Source organism: Ruegeria sp. BE10 (assembly GCF_056538905.1).
Map to the genome: position 1 here is coordinate 1 of NZ_JBQFTX010000009.1, position 15,476 is coordinate 15,476.

The window sequence follows — 15,476 nt, forward strand, 5'->3', positions numbered from 1 at the left end:
CGTCGACAAATACTGGTCCCCCGTCAACCGCGTCGACAACGCATATGGCGACCGAAACCTCGTCTGCACATGCCCACCAATGGACGCATACCTCGACGCAGCTGAGTAAATCACACCCCCCGCCAAAAGGCGGGGGGTACACCGACCAAAACAACGCAGCCAAATCAGGCAGGGGGAGGAGAAATGAAACACTATGTCCTCGGCAACAACCACGTACAGTTGGCCCGAACGGCCTCTGAACGGCTGCGAAGTATCGACGTTTTTCTAAACGATCCCGAGGCCGAAGGTTCGGCCGAAATGGTTACCGAGTTTTTTCATGCTCTGAATGATCTTGTCGAAGATCACACCTATGCCGTCACCATTCGGAATACATCCGAAGCCTTTACTGGCGACCCCCTGTATTGGGCGGGTCGCACTGCGATTTTCTGGGGCGACATTCACAAACCCTGGCACTGCGCCAGACAGGACAAGACCCGCGTTGCGCAGATACTGAATCTGGCGTCACGCTCCATTCTGGTCGGGGGGGCTGCTCTGCTGCTGGCGCACAGCGCGAAGACTGATGAGCCCCTCGCCGCTATCCATCCGAACTTCTCGGCCGCAGCGCAGGAGATCGGGCTTGCCGACTGTCACAAACCCACGCACAAATCACCCGATGGGCGGGTACACAGTGCCGCGACCAAACTGAGCGCCCTGCGCCTGCTGGCGGAATTCGTAGCATTGGACCACGGTGAACATCTAGCCGAAAGTCTACGCGGCTACATTGGCCTGACCGAACCAAAACGCGGCTGTGCAAGCCAGTTGGCCAACCGCCTGATCCAACGGTCCGGGGCTGATCCAATGGTCCGGCAGGTGATCGAAAAGATGCTGAACAATGTCGAAGACCCGCTGAAAATCTCGGACCTGTCGCAGGCGCTTGGGGCCTCGACCCGTCAATTGCAGCGGCGGTTTCTGAACAAGACCGGTGTCAAATTGTTGACCACCTATCGCGAGCTGCGGCTTGAGCGCGCCTACAGCTTGCTGCGCTATACCGACATGCCACAGCTTGAGATTTCAACAGCAACCGGGTTTTCATCAGCTTCTGCCCTGGGGCGGGCTTTCAGGGCGCAGTATTCCACCACGCCCGAGGCCGTTCGCAGCTGCCGATTTGCCGGAGAACTTAGGGATCACGGCGCGCTGCACTAACCTGCCAGACACCCCTTGCCGGGCCCGTAAGTCCGGGCCAATCTGCACGAATTCTGCACAACTGCTGCAAAGGTTCTGCGATCTGCCCCTGCAATCTTGAGGAAACTCAAGCAGGAGGCTGATATGCCCAATGAACTTATAATCCGGGGGGTGCCCCGCTCACTTGCCCATGATGGCTGGTGGCTGGCCAGTGAAAGTGGCACGTCGGTTGACCCAACGCCCCCGCCTGCGACCCCGGGAAACGTTCTGGACGGCGTCCGAAGGTTTCCGCGGATTACTGCACTGATCCTGCTTGTTCTGCTGGGCGATCTACTGTTCTGGGGCCACAAACCCAGGCTCTCACTGGCACTTTTCGCTTGGTGCATCTTTGCTGCCGTCTGGGTGAACAAGCCCACCCGCTCAAAACTACTGGCGCCCGCAGTTGTGTTGATGCTGGCCACCCTGCCCTTGATAGAACATGTCCAGCTTTTGTCGGTGACCTTCCTGATCGCGGGGCTGCTCAGCGCGATCGTGTTGTTGCAAATCCCACCAGAGGTCAAATACCGCAAGCTCTTTCCCTGGCTGGCCGGTGGAGTCTTGCGCCTGATCAAAAGGGTTCCGACTGCCGGGCTGAAGGAATGCGCAGCGCACGTTCGGGGATGGCGCCGTAAACCGGTAGCACATGGCGAAACCGGCCGTTCAATAGTTCATGTATTCATCCGCAACTGGGCCTTTCCGTTGGGTGGCTTCTTCGTGCTTGGGGCGTTGCTGATCAGTGCTAATCCGGTGTTGGAACATGCTTTGGTCCGAGTGCTTAAGGTCGATTTCGACCTGTTTGTGCTGATCAGCCGGATCGCGTTCTGGGGCGGGCTGGCCTTGTTGATCTGGCCGTTCCTGACAGCCCCCGCGCCGGATGCGCCTATGGCAGCCCCCACCCTAAGCTGGAACATGTCACGCCTATTGAATGCCGGATCGGTTTTCAGGGCTTTGGTCCTGTTCAACCTCATGCTGGCGGCGCAGAGCATCATGGACATCTCGATCCTGTTCGGCGCCGCCGCCCTGCCCGAAGGTATGAGCCACGCCACATATGCCCATCGCGGCGCTTACCCCCTGCTGATGACGGCCTTGCTGGCCGGGGCCTTCGCACTGGCAGCGCGCCCCTTTCTTGGGCAAAGCCTAGCGTTGAAACCCTTGTTGCTTGTATGGCTGGCACAGAACGTTTTGCTGACCTTGTCCGCAGCGTTCCGGTTGGACTTGTATATCGACGCGTTTGGCCTGACTTACCTACGGATCTACGCGCTGATCTGGATGGGATTGGTGGCAATTGGGTTGGCCATGGTGGCCTGGCAGGTGCAAAGGGGGCGTTCGTCTGTCTGGTTGATGCTGCGGGTCACTATGTTGAGCGTGGGAACCCTCTATATCTGTGCGTTCATAAATTTCGCTGCGCTGATTGCGGCGGATACATTGTCGCGTGCTGCAGATTCGGATACTGCGACCCGGACCGACTGGATCTATCTGTGTGCCTTGGGGCACTCGGCCTCCAAGGCAATTTCTACCCAGATTGCCAAACAGCCGATCATGCACATTCCCGACTGGGCGCAAAGCTGTGTGCATCCTGCCCCAACCCATCCGAACTGGCGCGAATGGGACTTTCGCACTGCACGCGTGAATGGCTATCTTACAGCGAACCCCAAAGGCGAGGCGCAATGAAAATCCTGTTGGTTGACGATGATCCCCGCCTGCGCGATCTGGCTGGTCTGGCGTTGGAACGCGCCGGCTTTCAGGTGATCGCCGCCAGCGATGGCCAGATGGCCGTGACCCACGCCGCCCGCGAAGCACCGGATCTGATCGTCCTGGATATTGGCCTGCCCGAGATGGACGGGTTCGAGGTCTGCCGCCGCATCCGCGCCCGATCCGAGGTTCCGATCCTGTTCCTGACCGCGCGCGATGATGAGATTGACCGGATACTGGGCCTGGAAATGGGCGCGGATGACTATGTCACCAAACCCTTCAGCCCGCGTGAGCTGGTGGCGCGGGTGCGCGCGATCCTGAAACGTGCATCCGGGTCGCGATCCAGCCCAACCTTGACCCATGGGCGGATCACGCTGGACCCAGGCGCGCATGTCTGCAGGTTGGACGGAAACGCCGTATCGCTGACCGCAACCGAGTTCACTTTGCTGGCCACTCTGGTCGAACGTCCCAGTCAGGTACACACCCGCGCGCAGCTGATACAGGCGGTTTGGGGGGCGTTGTCGCAAGTCTCGGACCGTACTCTGGACAGCCATCTACGCAACTTGCGGGGTAAGCTGGCGCAGGCCGGTTGCACTGGGGTGATCGAAACTGTGCATGGTGTCGGCATCCGCATTCAGGACACCGCGGCATGAGGCGCAAGTGGCGCCCCAGCCTTGCCTTCGTGCTGGGCGGCGCCCTATGCGGCACATTGCTGTTGTCCCTGACCGGGCTGGTTGCGTTTCGGTATCTGGGACCGGAACTGGGCTATCGCAATGCCGCCGTTTTGCTGGCGGTGATCATCACGGCGGCCACGGCTGTTCTAGGCTGGTTGTTGGTGCGGCTATTGCTGCGACCGATCTTTGCGCTGGAACGTTTTGCCACGCAGGTTGTTCGGCACCCCGCCGATCCCCTCTCACCGCCCTCACGTTTTGGCACTCAGGAGCTTGGCACCACCGCCCAGCGCGTCATCGACATGGCCGAAACCCTGCGCAACCGTGAAACCACTATCCGCAGTTTCTCGGACCATGTCACGCATGAGTTGAAGACGCCTGTTGCAACACTTAGGGTAGCGACGGAATTACTGCGCGATGATGACACGCTATCGGCTGAAAACCTGAGGCTGGTGGACCAGATTGCCGGCGCGGGCGTGCAGATGGAACAGCAGATCGACGCCATGCGTCAGGTAGCCCGCGCGCGCGAGTCGCGTCATGAGGGGGTGACCTGTCTGAACGCGGTGCAAGACGCATTGTGCCGCGATTTTCCCACTCTCGAAATGCGTTTTGACGGCGGCGATCTAATTATCCCGATTGGTTCCAATGGCTTGCTGGTCGTGTTGCGCCAATTGCTCGGCAACGCGCAAGAACATGGCGCGCAGGTTGTGACCCTGTCGGCAACAGAAGACGATACCGAAGTGATCCTGCGGCTTGGCGATGATGGGCCAGGAATTTCCTCCGGCAATAAAGCGCGGGTATTTGATCCGTTCTTTACCACTAAACGCGATCAGGGCGGGACTGGTATGGGGCTGTCCATCGTGCGCAATACACTGCGGGCACACGGTGCGGATATCTCGTTACTACCGACACATGACGGCGCTGCTTTTTCGATCTGTTTCTCGACCAAATAGGCGCAGATCATTCCCAGGATCAGTCAGTGTTCTCGACGGTGCTAGTCGATCCAATCTGATGCGCCCCTGAAGGTCACGCTCAGATAAGATTAGGTTTCAGTCTCGTTTTCTTCGTGGCGCGCACGCCGCAGATCATTGATCATCGCCTTGGCAAGCGAGACACACATCAGCAACAAGACCACGCTAAAAGGCAGCGCACCAATGATCATCGAATTGGTCAATGCCTCAAGCCCGCCGCCCCCGGCCATCAGCAGCGTTCCAATCACCAGCGTCAGCAACCCGCCCCACAAAACACGGTGCATGACCCCGGTTTTCTCGGCCCCGCCGGACATAATCGTGTTCATCACCAGAATGCCGGAATCCGCTGACGTGACCAGAAAGGTCATGGTCAGCACCACGCACATAAAACTGATGATTACCAGCAGATGTCCCGAGATCATCTCGCTGAGCGTCACAAACAGCGTCGCCGTGGTCGAGGCCGCGAGAATGGCGCCATCGGCGTCTCCGTTCAGTTCCAGATCAATGGCCGAGCCGCCCAGAATGGTCATCCAGGCAAAACAAACCAAAGACGGTGCAACCACTGCACCAAGGATGAATTCGCGCACTGTGCGCCCACGCGAGATGCGGGCCAGAAACAGACCGACAAAAGGGGAAAAGGCAATCCACCACGCCCAATAGAAGGTCGTCCAGCCCGATTGCCAGCCGAACAGCCGCCCCGGTGTACCTGCTTCATAGGCGGCCTGCTTTGTCGTGTCAGGCAGGTCGGCCACGTCCCCGCTTAACCCTGCCAAAAAGCTGTCACGCGTGTCCCAGGCATAAGTTGCGCCGGGAAACAGCTCGGCCACGAAGGGGGCGGCATCAGGTGGCAGGGCTGCGGCATACTCGGATTGGGACATCGGGGAATGGGCCTGCAGGCTGAGCGGTAAAAAATTGACGATATAGTCCACCAATGCCTGCCCATAGATCCTGATCGCAAAAGAAAACGAGCCAAAGAAAACGAACACCGCCAGAAGAATCAGTGACAGGATCAGATTAAGGTTCGAAAGGTATTTCACCCCTCGCCCCACGCCGGACACCGCCGAAAGGGTCGACATCATCATGACCAACGTCAGTGCCGCAATCAAACCGGCGGTCGAGGGTTTCATGACCCCTTCCATCAACCACTGCGCACTGGTGATCAGAAAGGCTCCGTCGACAAGCTGCGACACCCCATAGCCGATGGTCACCGCCACCCCGAGGATGGTCGCCACCACGCCCAAAATGTCGATCACGTGGCCCGCAACCCCGTTGGAATACTCGCCCAACAGCGGCGTCAGCGCCGTTCTGATCGTCAGAGGCATGTCGCGAGTATAGGCGTAATAGGCCAGGCTCAACCCTGTCACCACGTAGATTGCCCAAGCGTGGAACCCTGTATGCAGAAAGGTATAGCGATAGGCACCCTGAATCGCCTCGGCGCTTTTCGGGGCGACTTCACCAGACATGGTCAGCGGATTTGATTCCCACAGGCCTAGTGGTTCGGCCGTAGCATACACCATCAACCCAACGCCCAGCCCGGCCCCGAACATCATCGAAAACCATGAGAAGTTGGTGAATTCGGGCCGCTCATCATCACCCCCCAACCGCATACGCCCGGTGGCAGGAAGGAGAGCAACCACAAACAGAAAGAAGGCAAACAACGCGACCGAGAGGTTGTAGAAGACGTTGAACTCGCTCAGCAGCCCGGATTTCCACGACCTCAGCGTTTCATTCGCATTCAGCGGCCAGACCAACGCCCATAGCACCAGCAACGAGACAGCGATCTTGCTGACCAGCGCAATCGGCAGGTTGTAGCCCTTGTAAAACCCGCTGTCCTGCCGTTCGATTTTAAGATCCGTAAAGGGGTCTTGCAGCGACATTTTGCGTGGGCCCACCTCGGTTTCCGTGCCGTTCAGCATCCGAGAAACCCCGGAAGACTGCAACAATTTTCAGGTCTTGCGGGAACTACTCGTTGGCAGTTCGCAACCCAGACAGCCATTCCCGAACGGTCTGAAATGCCGCATACAGCACCGGGATCATAAGCAGACCCAGCGTGCTGTCCAGGATCATGCCAAACAGTACCGGATACCCCACCGAGACCCGCGCCGCCGCCCCTGCCCCGCTGGACAGAACCAGAGGCATAACCCCCACGATGAAACACAGGCCCGTCATCGTCACCGGCCGGAACCGGATTTCAGCCGCCTTTAGGGCCGCGTCTTTAATGCTGGCCCCGCTTTCACGTTGCTGATTGGCAAATTCGACCACCATGATCGCCTTTTTCGCGGCCAACCCGATTAGCAGCACCATCCCCACCTGCGCAAAGATATTGCTGGTCAGGAACGGTAATACCGCCAATGGGATCAACGCGCCCAACAGGGCAAAGACCGCCGACGTGATGATCGACAGCGGCAGAATCCAGCTTTCATACAGCACCACAAGAAACAGATAAGCCAAGACCAGCGCCGACAGCATGATGAAGGGCACAAGCCCCTGTGCCTTCACCTCTTGCTGGGTGACACCCGACCAGTCGATCCGAAACCCATCAGGCAGCGTCTTGTCGGCAATCGCTTGCATCGCGATGATTCCGTCGCCCGAACTGACCCCTTCGGCCAATTGCGCACTGACCGAGGCGGCCGTGAACAGGTTGTAGCGCGGGATCGTGTCCGGTGCGAGGACCGGTTCGCTGCTGACGAAATTGCGCACGGGCAGCGAGTCTCCGGCGCTGTTTTTGACATAGATGTTATCCACGTCATCCAGCGTCTGACGGAATTCGGCATCGGCTGAAATCACCACCCAATAGACGCGCTCGTCCAGTATGAAGTTGTCCACGAAGTACGAGCTAAGATTGGCCTGCAACGCGGTAAAGATATCCGCCACGCTGACGCCCAGCGTCTCGGCACGGTCTCGGTCGATGGACAGCTTGTATTGCGGGCTTTGGGCCGAGAAATCGCCATGTGCACGCGAAAACTCGGGCGCGGCGTTCAGGGCGGTTACAAAGCCGTTCATTACCGCATCCAATTGTGCCCCGTCGCCTTTGCCCAGATCCAGCAGTTGGACCGAGATACCCCCTGTCGAGCCCAACCCGTGAATGGTTGGAAAGGGAAACACGTATGAGACCCCCTCTGACAATGTCGCCAGCTGTCGTTCAAGCCCATGCATGATGGCGTACCACTGCAAATCCGGACTGGTGCGTTGATCCCATGGGGTGAGCGTAACAATGGCCATGCCCACATTCGAACGCCCCCCGGCCAGCATGGAATGACCCGAGACCGTTGTGACCGCTGCAACCCCTGGCGTCTGTTCGATCAGCTTACCCACCTGCGCCATGAAGGCCTGCGTACGCTGCAGCGAGGCTCCGTCCGGCAGCTCCATCGAGGCCATTAGTACACCGTTGTCTTCCTGCGGTATCAGGCCGGTTGGTACGGTTTTGAACAGATACACCGTCACGCCGACGGCCCCGGCAAATACCAGCAGCGACACCGCCATATAGCGCAGCATCAGCGCCACAAGGCGCAGGTATTGGCGCCGTAGCCAGATAATTACTGCCGGAACAATCGCCAGCGGACCGATGGGCTTGCTGTCAGTTTTCAGCATCATCGCGCACAAGACCGGTGCCAACGTCAGGGCGTTCACCGCAGACAGGACAAAGGCAAAGATGATCGTCAGCGCGAACTGGAAATAGATCGTCCCCGTCACGCCGGGAAAGAAGCACACCGGCACGAACACGGCCGCCAGAACAAAGGTCGTCGCCACGATCGGCCGGTTGACCTGAGACATCGCCTTCAGGGTCGCCGCACGCGGGTCCAGCCCCTCATCCCGCAGGATACGTTCGGCATTCTCGATGATGATGATCGCGTCATCCACCACCAGGGTAATGGCCAGAACCAAAGCGAACAGCGTGATCATATTGGCGCTGAACCCGATGGCATAAATCAGCGCCACAGCACCCAGCAGCGACACCGGGATGGCGATTGCCGGTACGATGGTTGCACGCAGGCTGGCCAGAAACAGAAAGGTCACCGCAATCACCAGCCCCGCCGTCAGGGCCAGCGTCGTCATGATATCGCGGATCGAAACACGCACCGCGTCAGTAACGTCATAGGTGATCTCATACGACACGCCCTTGGGAAATTTCGCCGACAGATCCTTCATCAAGGCGCGCAGTGAGTCTGAAATCTCAAGCGCGTTGGCGGCGCTTTCTTGATAGACGGCGATTGTGGCCGAGTCCTTGCCGTTCAGCTTGGTCGACCCGGAATAGGTGGCCGCGCCCAGCTCGATTCGAGCAATGTCCTCAAGCCGCGTGACTGACCCGTCGGGGTTCGAGGCGACAATGATCCGCCCAAATTCCTCGGCATCGCGCAGCAGCCCCTCAGCCCGCAGCTTAAACTGGAAATCGGTTCGTCCCTCGGCAAATGGCGGAGCCCCGACTTGTCCGGCGGCGGCGATGACGTTCTGATCCTCGATGGCGTCGGCAACCTCGGACGCGGTGATATTCAACGCGGCCATACGTACCGGATTGATCCAGACCCGCATGCTGTATTCCAGCTGACCGAATTGCGACACCGTCCCTACCCCCGGCAATCGCTGCAACGGGTCGTGCAGGAAATCAGCACCGAAATTGCTGAGAAACAGCTCATCCCGCGATCCATCGGGCGAGGTCAGGTTGATCACCACAATCATATTGCCTGACCGCTTGGTAACCTCGACCCCTTGCTGCAATGCGGCCGAGGGCAGTTCGGAACTGGCCAGCGCCACGCGGTTTTGCACCTCAACAGCCGCCACGTCGGGGTCAGTGCCTAGCTCAAAGGACACGTTCAGCATATAGGTGCCGTCATTCGAGCTTTTGGACGACAGCGATAACATGCCCGGAATGCCGTTCACACGCTCTTCGATGGGGGTGGCGACGGATTCAAGAATGACCTGCGCGTCCGCCCCCGGGTAAGACGTATCCACATAGATCTGCGGCGGCGTGATATGCGGGTATTCGGTAATCGGGATCAGGCGTACACAGACCGCGCCGAACAGAACCATCAGGATCGCAATCACGGCTGCAAAATGCGGCCTGTCGATGAAGTAGCGTGCGATCAAACCGGCCCCTAACCCTGACTGTCTACTGCTTTCACGACCAGCCCGTCATGTATCTTCTGAAGTCCCTGCACCACCACACGGTCGCCTTCGCTCAGCCCAGATACCACCTGAGTGCGGGTCGCGGTCTGAGTGCCGATCTCGATATTCTGCCGGTGGGTTTTGCCGTCACCGTCGACCGAAAACACGAAAAAACCCTGCTTGTCGAACTGCACAGCGTTGCGCGGAACGGTCAGCACTTTGGGCTCCTCTGAACCGGCCAAACCCACGGTCACGAATTGACCGGGGATCAGCACGCCGTCAGGGTTGGCGAAACTGGCACGTAGCTCAATCGTGTCGGTGTTCTGGCTGACGCTGTCGCCCACGAATATGACTTTGCCCGTGGAGGCATAGGTTTCCCCATCCGCCAGTTTGATGTTTGTGGTCAGTTTGATGTTGCCCGGCGTGATGCGCCCTTTGCGGCGTTCTTGCAGCAAGACCGGCTCGCTGATGTAAAAACTCACCAGCATCGGATCAACGCTGTTAACCGTTGCCAAAACTCCGGTATCGGAGCTTACCAAATTGCCCGCATCCACCGCTGACAACCCGATGCGCCCATCAATGGGACTGAGGATTTCCGTGTAATCCAAATCAATCTGCGCGATTTTCAGATCGGCCCTCGCCTCATCCACCGCAGCCTGCCCTGCGGCATAGGTTGCCAATGCCGTGTCCAAAACAGCCTGTGGGACATCTCCCTTGTCGAACAGAGCCTGCTGACGATCCAGCGCCGCCTTGTCGGTCTGCGCGCTGGCCAGCGCGCTTTTCAGCGCCGCCTGTGCGCTGTCCACACTGGCCGCGTATTTCTTCTTTTCGATGCGAAAAAGAACATCCCCTTTGGCGACTGTCCCGCCTTCGATAAAATTGACTTCTTCCAGAAACCCTTCGACACGGGCCTGCAGATCGACGCTTTGATCCGCCACGACCCGGCCAACAAACTGGGCCTTTTTCTGCAAATCCTCCAACGTCACCGGCGCGACGGTCACACTTGGCGGCGGCGCGTCGGACTGGGCCGCTGCCGGGCCCGGCAGAAACAGGGGGATCAATGCGCAAACAAACAGCTTGGTAGGGTTCATAAAGGATCCCCGGTAGTTTGTGATCCCTTCACTATCCCTGCATCCCCCAAACGGTGCAACGGTTTTCTGACTGTCACGGCGTACGCATTTCCCTGCTATATCAATCCCTTTGATACAGGGCTTGCCTGTCGCTGGTTCTTGGGATTTTCTGACGCCAACCACCAATTAAAAGGCCGGGCCTTCATGAAACTTGAATTCCATCACATCAACTTTGTCTCGGACGATGTTGAGCGGTTGCACCGTTTCTACACTCAGGTTCTGGGGTTGGCCGATATCCCGATCGAGAATTTCCCTCGGCCCGATGAGACCGACGACAAGGGCTATAGCGGCAAGATCCGCTTTGCCACCGACGGGGCCATGCAGATGCATCTGGCCGAAAAGAACCTCGACGTCGCGTTCAAACATGGTGAGACTATCAACCCTGTCGAACGCGGCCACATCGCGTTTCGCACCGATGATATCGAGGCGTTCAAAAAGCTGCTCGACGACAACGGCATTCCGTATTCGGACTATGGCACCGCATTCGCGAAAGAGTGGCACCAACTGTTCTTCTACGACCCCGAGGGCAATGTCATCGAGGTTCATCAAGCGGTTTAGCCAGCATCGGAGGCATTGATTGAAACAGGCCGTATTGGTTGTCGACGTCCAACCCAGCTTTGACCCGCCTGATTGGCTGGTCGAACGCAGCCGTCTGTTGGCGACCAAATTCCCCTCGGTCGCTACCGTTGAACGCCATGACGAGGACAAAGTTCCTTTTTTTCGGCAAATTGGGTGGAAGCCACGTTCTGTCGACGAAAGCCTTGTTCAGGCAGATCATATTGTCCTGAAATACGGCTACAGTCCGCCCCTGGAAGTCATCGCACAATTTCAAAGCTGGAAAGTCGACCGTGTGCTGGTCTGTGGCATCCAGGCCGACACCTGCGTTCTTGCCGCAGGGTTCGCCCTATTTGACGCGGGCCTGCAACCGACCATAATTGCCGATACGGTTGTTGGGTCTTCGCTTGATCGCAGCGGTAAACTGGGCGTGGACCTGTGGCAGCATCATTTTGGCCAGGTGATTGATAGGCACTCGGATATTTTGTGACGTCGCAATCCCTGTCCGCATCGGAGAGGAGAGCTATTGTGACCTCGAACCGCATTTTAAGAAAAACAGCCTTTGCCATTTTTGCGGCCATCCCTTGTGCAGCATATGCAGAAGGCTTTTCACTGACCGGCCAATACGAAGGGCGCTATGCCTGTGACAGCACCACGGGTGGCGTGCCCTCAAGCTGGTCCGACCCCATGAGCGCCGGGATCGTTCAGGACGGAGACCGCATATCCATCGACCTGCGATACACGGACAAACAAGAGCTTGGGGCTGAATACTCGCTTTATACCGGATCAGTTGTTCTGAACCCCGAGGGCACCTTGGTCAGCGGCTATTTCGAAGCCTGCGGCGGCACTTTCCCGTCGAAAGAACTTGCGCGGTTTTTTCCCGCTGCTGCAAACACGCCATTCAGTTTTTCGGTGACCAGTGTTTGGGCTTCGGATCAGGTGCCAAACCTGCCAGGTCTAACTGTTCAAACCTGCACCTGGAGCCTGCAGCGCGTGTCCACGGAAACACCCACAGTCAGGCCGTGCGAGACGGCGGCTCAATAAGGAAATTTTCAATCTGGACCTATTTCTTAAGTCCAGATGTTTAAATTGGATCCAAAAGACCCATATAGCCGCAATCTTATAAATTAACCGTGCTTGAACAGCGACAATACCCCTGTCAGGCCCCCAATCAAACTGGATGGTCCCGATGAATTTTATTCTACGCGGTAGCCTGGTTACGCAAATCATCATCGGTCTGGTAGCCGGTGCCCTTCTCGCCACCCTCTGGCCCGCTGCTGGTTCAGCCGTCGGTCTGCTGGGTGATTTCTTTGTCGACGCGCTAAAAGCCGTCGCCCCCGTTCTGGTGCTGATCCTTGTCTGCGCCGCAATCACCAACCACAAGAAAGACAGCCAGGCCCGCATGGGGCCGGTGGTGATGTTATACATTCTCGGCACGTTTGCCGCTGCACTGGTTGCAGTGGGCGCCAGTTTCCTGTTCCCCGTCTCTTTGCACCTGACTGGCACGCCCGAGCTTTTGGACGCCCCGGACGGGCTGGCAGAGGTGGTCAAGAACATCCTGCTGAAGATCGTGGACAATCCGGTGAACGCGCTGGCGCAGGCCAACTATATCGGCATTCTCGCCTGGGCCATCGGCCTTGGGCTGGTTTTCCGCCACGCCAGCGACTCGACCAAGACCCTGATGTCTGATCTGGATGGCGCGATCACCAAGATCGTGGCTGCCATCATCCGGGTTGCACCCATTGGTATCTTTGGCATCGTGGCCTCGACCATTGCTGAAACCGGCTTTGAAACGGTTGCCAGCTACGGCCAGCTGCTGTTGCTGCTGATTGGCTGCATGGCGTTTATGGCGCTGGTTGTGAACCCGCTAATCGTGTTCCTGCGCATTCGTAAGAACCCCTATCCGCTGGTCTTCACCTGCTTGAAGGAATCCGGGATCACCGCGTTCTTCATGCGCAGCTCGGCCGCCAATATTCCGGTCAACATGGAGCTGTGCCGCCGCATGAATCTGGATGAAGAGACCTATTCGGTCACCATCCCCATCGGCGCCACAATTAACATGGCCGGTGCCGCCATCACCATCACGGTGATGACACTGGCGACCGTGCACACCATGGGAATTCAGGTCGATTTCTTCTCGGCTCTGTTCCTAAGCATTATCGCTTCGGTTGCAGCCACCGGCGCGTCGGGCGTCGCGGGCGGGTCCCTGTTGCTGATCCCAATGGCCGCCAGCCTGTTCGGTATCGACAACGCAACGGCCATGCAGGTGGTCAGCATCGGGTTCATTATCGGTGTTCTTCAGGACTCGGCGGAAACCGGTCTGAACTCGTCCACCGATGTGCTGTTCACCGCGGCAGGATCGTACAAGCAAGGCGATCCCTATCCCCGCAAACTGCCGATGGAGCAAGTCGCCGCCTAAGCGGCCCTGACCCCCCCACAACCGTCAGGTTTTACTCGGCGGTTGTGGGGTCTGCACTACCCCACCCGGCGGCGCGCATTGCCGAAGTCAAATCCCGTACAGGACCTGGATCGGCAAATACCCTGGTTTTCAACGCCCCCAACGGAAAGTTTGGCCAGGTCCTGGCGTATAATTCGGCTAGTCTGCGTGCCTCACCCCGATCACCGTTTTTCCAATGCGCGGCCATCAGATAGGCAGTTGAAATTGGCCCGAATGGGCCGCCGCGCGCGATCGTAGTCTCATAGGTTCGGATTGAGCCCGCATAGTCGCCGGTGTGAAACTGCGCCGCACCCAGCGCGTTTCCGGCCACCGACCCACCACCATCTTCAGCCAGCGCCTGATAATGCTGTGCCTGTGAAAGTACGCGTTCAAAGTCAGAAGTATAAAGCGATATCAGGGCGTCAAATTCCGCAATATGTGGATCATTGGGGGCCAGCTTGGTTGCCCTGTGAGTCAGACTGACGGCCTGATCGAAATTGCCGGCAGCGAACTCAGACCATGCTCTGGCCGACAAAGCCCAGGGCGCATCCGGGGCCAGTTCAAGTGCATGGGCGCTGTTCTTATCGGCGGCGCCAAGCAACTCCTCTGCGACAGGATCGTAGAACTGCAAAATGGCAAGCATGGTTTCCACCTGCGCAGCCCCTGCATAGCCGCAGTAATACAGCGGGTCCCGCTGTATAGCCGTTTCAAACACCATCAGAGCCGGGCGGAGCCGTTGTAAATCCACAACCGGAAAAATCAAGTCCTGACCAGCGCTACACAGGTTCATCGCCTCGACCCGGGTCGGAGAAACATCGTAGATCGTGGATTGATCGCCGGTGGTCGGTGGCGCATTGCGGCCGCTCAGATGCGTGGTTGCCACATAACCGCCAAGGCCCAGCAGAACCGCTCCGGTTACCGCTCCGACCAGCGGCAGGTTGCGCTTACCTCCAACCTCGGCCGCACCCGACCGAAACTCTGGCGCGTAGCTGCCGACGGGCAAGGTGATGACCACCGGGTCCGACGCGCCTTGCCCCCCGTAATACGCCTTAAGTTTGCGCCGAACGCGACCCGCGTCGACACGCACGACCCCTTCGCGTCGGGACAGGTCATCGGTGCTGTAACCATAGACGTCCATGGCAATCGTCTTGGCGCGGATTTCATCCGTGCGTCCGGCAAGCGCCTCGGTCACGACATAGGTCAGAAAGGACTGCATCCGCGCCGAACCCTTGAAATCCTTGGACGCAAGAACCCGATCAAGCGCCGACTGGATCTGTTCCTTTGGGAACGATCCTGCATCCCTCTGCGTGGTATCGTCGGTTGCGGCAGTCAAGAACTATCCTTTCAAGGTAAGGACTTGGCGGCATGCTGCTACGGTAGCATGCGGTTTAATACGTTCAAGACATATTCTTGGACAGGCATGTTTAAATGGCGAATCCAGCGGATGCCGTTACAATGACAGATGATGACTTCTTTGCAGCACAGTTTCCCGGCGCGGCACATCAATTGCAGGCTTTGCGCGCGCGAGACAAGGAGTTTGACCAAATCTGCGCCGATTACCACGAGGTACTCCGCGAGTTGGCGCTTGCCCCGCGATCCGCAGGTGGAACGCAAACCCGTTACCTCGCGGATCTGGCCGAAAGTGTCTCGGACCTGCGAAGCAGTATTGAAAAACGGCTGCACGCCCCTGACCGCACAAATGAGTGAAAGGTTGACC

13 protein-coding genes are annotated in these 15,476 nt (G+C 58.2%); 9 read left to right on the top strand and 4 right to left on the bottom strand.

The annotated features are described in order from the left end of the window. The first annotated feature begins 183 nt into the window (after positions 1 to 183). From ACR0M2_RS17410 to ACR0M2_RS17425, 4 genes are all read left to right on the top strand, one after another. Positions 184 to 1,182 (top strand): helix-turn-helix domain-containing protein, encoded by a 999-nt coding sequence (locus tag ACR0M2_RS17410; RefSeq protein ID WP_170413363.1) that lies wholly within the window; start codon positions 184 to 186, stop codon positions 1,180 to 1,182. 123 nt (positions 1,183 to 1,305) lie between these two features. Continuing rightward, the gene (locus tag ACR0M2_RS17415) at positions 1,306 to 2,871 is read left to right on the top strand and encodes a DUF4153 domain-containing protein (RefSeq protein WP_480706258.1); all 1,566 of its coding nucleotides are present in this window, start codon (positions 1,306 to 1,308) and stop codon (positions 2,869 to 2,871) included. Further along, on the top strand, positions 2,868 to 3,545 hold the full coding sequence (locus tag ACR0M2_RS17420) for a response regulator transcription factor (RefSeq protein WP_480706260.1): 678 nt from the start codon (positions 2,868 to 2,870) through the stop codon (positions 3,543 to 3,545). The genes ACR0M2_RS17415 and ACR0M2_RS17420 overlap by 4 nt, the downstream gene beginning before the upstream one ends. Then, on the top strand, positions 3,542 to 4,516 hold the full coding sequence (locus tag ACR0M2_RS17425; protein WP_170350947.1) for a sensor histidine kinase: 975 nt from the start codon (positions 3,542 to 3,544) through the stop codon (positions 4,514 to 4,516). The genes ACR0M2_RS17420 and ACR0M2_RS17425 overlap by 4 nt, the downstream gene beginning before the upstream one ends. A gap of 89 nt (positions 4,517 to 4,605) precedes the next feature. Here ACR0M2_RS17425 and ACR0M2_RS17430 read toward each other — a convergent pair whose 3' ends face one another. The 3 genes from ACR0M2_RS17430 to ACR0M2_RS17440 form a co-directional block, all read right to left on the bottom strand. Continuing rightward, positions 4,606 to 6,411, bottom strand: a complete 1,806-nt coding sequence (locus tag ACR0M2_RS17430; protein ID WP_480706454.1) for a BCCT family transporter — start codon at positions 6,409 to 6,411, stop codon at positions 4,606 to 4,608. Positions 6,412 to 6,496: 85 nt separating this feature from the next. Then, positions 6,497 to 9,619: an efflux RND transporter permease subunit gene (locus ACR0M2_RS17435; protein WP_480706262.1), complete on the bottom strand. Its 3,123-nt coding sequence runs from the start codon at positions 9,617 to 9,619 to the stop codon at positions 6,497 to 6,499. An 8-nt stretch (positions 9,620 to 9,627) separates the two neighbouring features. Continuing rightward, a complete protein-coding gene (locus ACR0M2_RS17440) occupies positions 9,628 to 10,728 on the bottom strand; it encodes an efflux RND transporter periplasmic adaptor subunit (protein ID WP_480706264.1) in 1,101 nt (366 codons plus the stop codon). Positions 10,729 to 10,911: 183 nt separating this feature from the next. Between ACR0M2_RS17440 and ACR0M2_RS17445 the strand changes: the two genes are divergently transcribed. The 4 genes from ACR0M2_RS17445 to sstT all read left to right on the top strand — a co-directional run bounded on the left by ACR0M2_RS17445 (position 10,912) and on the right by sstT (position 13,741). Then, positions 10,912 to 11,325, top strand: a complete 414-nt coding sequence (locus ACR0M2_RS17445) for a VOC family protein (RefSeq protein ID WP_480706266.1) — start codon at positions 10,912 to 10,914, stop codon at positions 11,323 to 11,325. 19 nt (positions 11,326 to 11,344) lie between these two features. Beyond that, a complete protein-coding gene (locus tag ACR0M2_RS17450) occupies positions 11,345 to 11,812 on the top strand; it encodes a cysteine hydrolase family protein (protein WP_170517256.1) in 468 nt (155 codons plus the stop codon). A 38-nt stretch (positions 11,813 to 11,850) separates the two neighbouring features. Further along, positions 11,851 to 12,366 (top strand): hypothetical protein, encoded by a 516-nt coding sequence (locus ACR0M2_RS17455; RefSeq protein WP_480706268.1) that lies wholly within the window; start codon positions 11,851 to 11,853, stop codon positions 12,364 to 12,366. Between the two features lie 145 nt (positions 12,367 to 12,511). Continuing rightward, positions 12,512 to 13,741 carry a serine/threonine transporter SstT gene (gene sstT, locus ACR0M2_RS17460; RefSeq protein ID WP_170350941.1) on the top strand — a complete coding sequence of 410 codons (1,230 nt, stop codon included), beginning with the start codon at positions 12,512 to 12,514 and terminating at the stop codon, positions 13,739 to 13,741. Positions 13,742 to 13,772: 31 nt separating this feature from the next. Here sstT and ACR0M2_RS17465 read toward each other — a convergent pair whose 3' ends face one another. Next, positions 13,773 to 15,092: a tetratricopeptide repeat protein gene (locus ACR0M2_RS17465; protein WP_480706269.1), complete on the bottom strand. Its 1,320-nt coding sequence runs from the start codon at positions 15,090 to 15,092 to the stop codon at positions 13,773 to 13,775. Between the two features lie 122 nt (positions 15,093 to 15,214). Here ACR0M2_RS17465 and ACR0M2_RS17470 point away from each other — a divergent pair, with 122 nt between their 5' ends. Next, positions 15,215 to 15,466 carry a hypothetical protein gene (locus ACR0M2_RS17470; RefSeq protein ID WP_170362133.1) on the top strand — a complete coding sequence of 84 codons (252 nt, stop codon included), beginning with the start codon at positions 15,215 to 15,217 and terminating at the stop codon, positions 15,464 to 15,466. Positions 15,467 to 15,476: the final 10 nt, after the last annotated feature.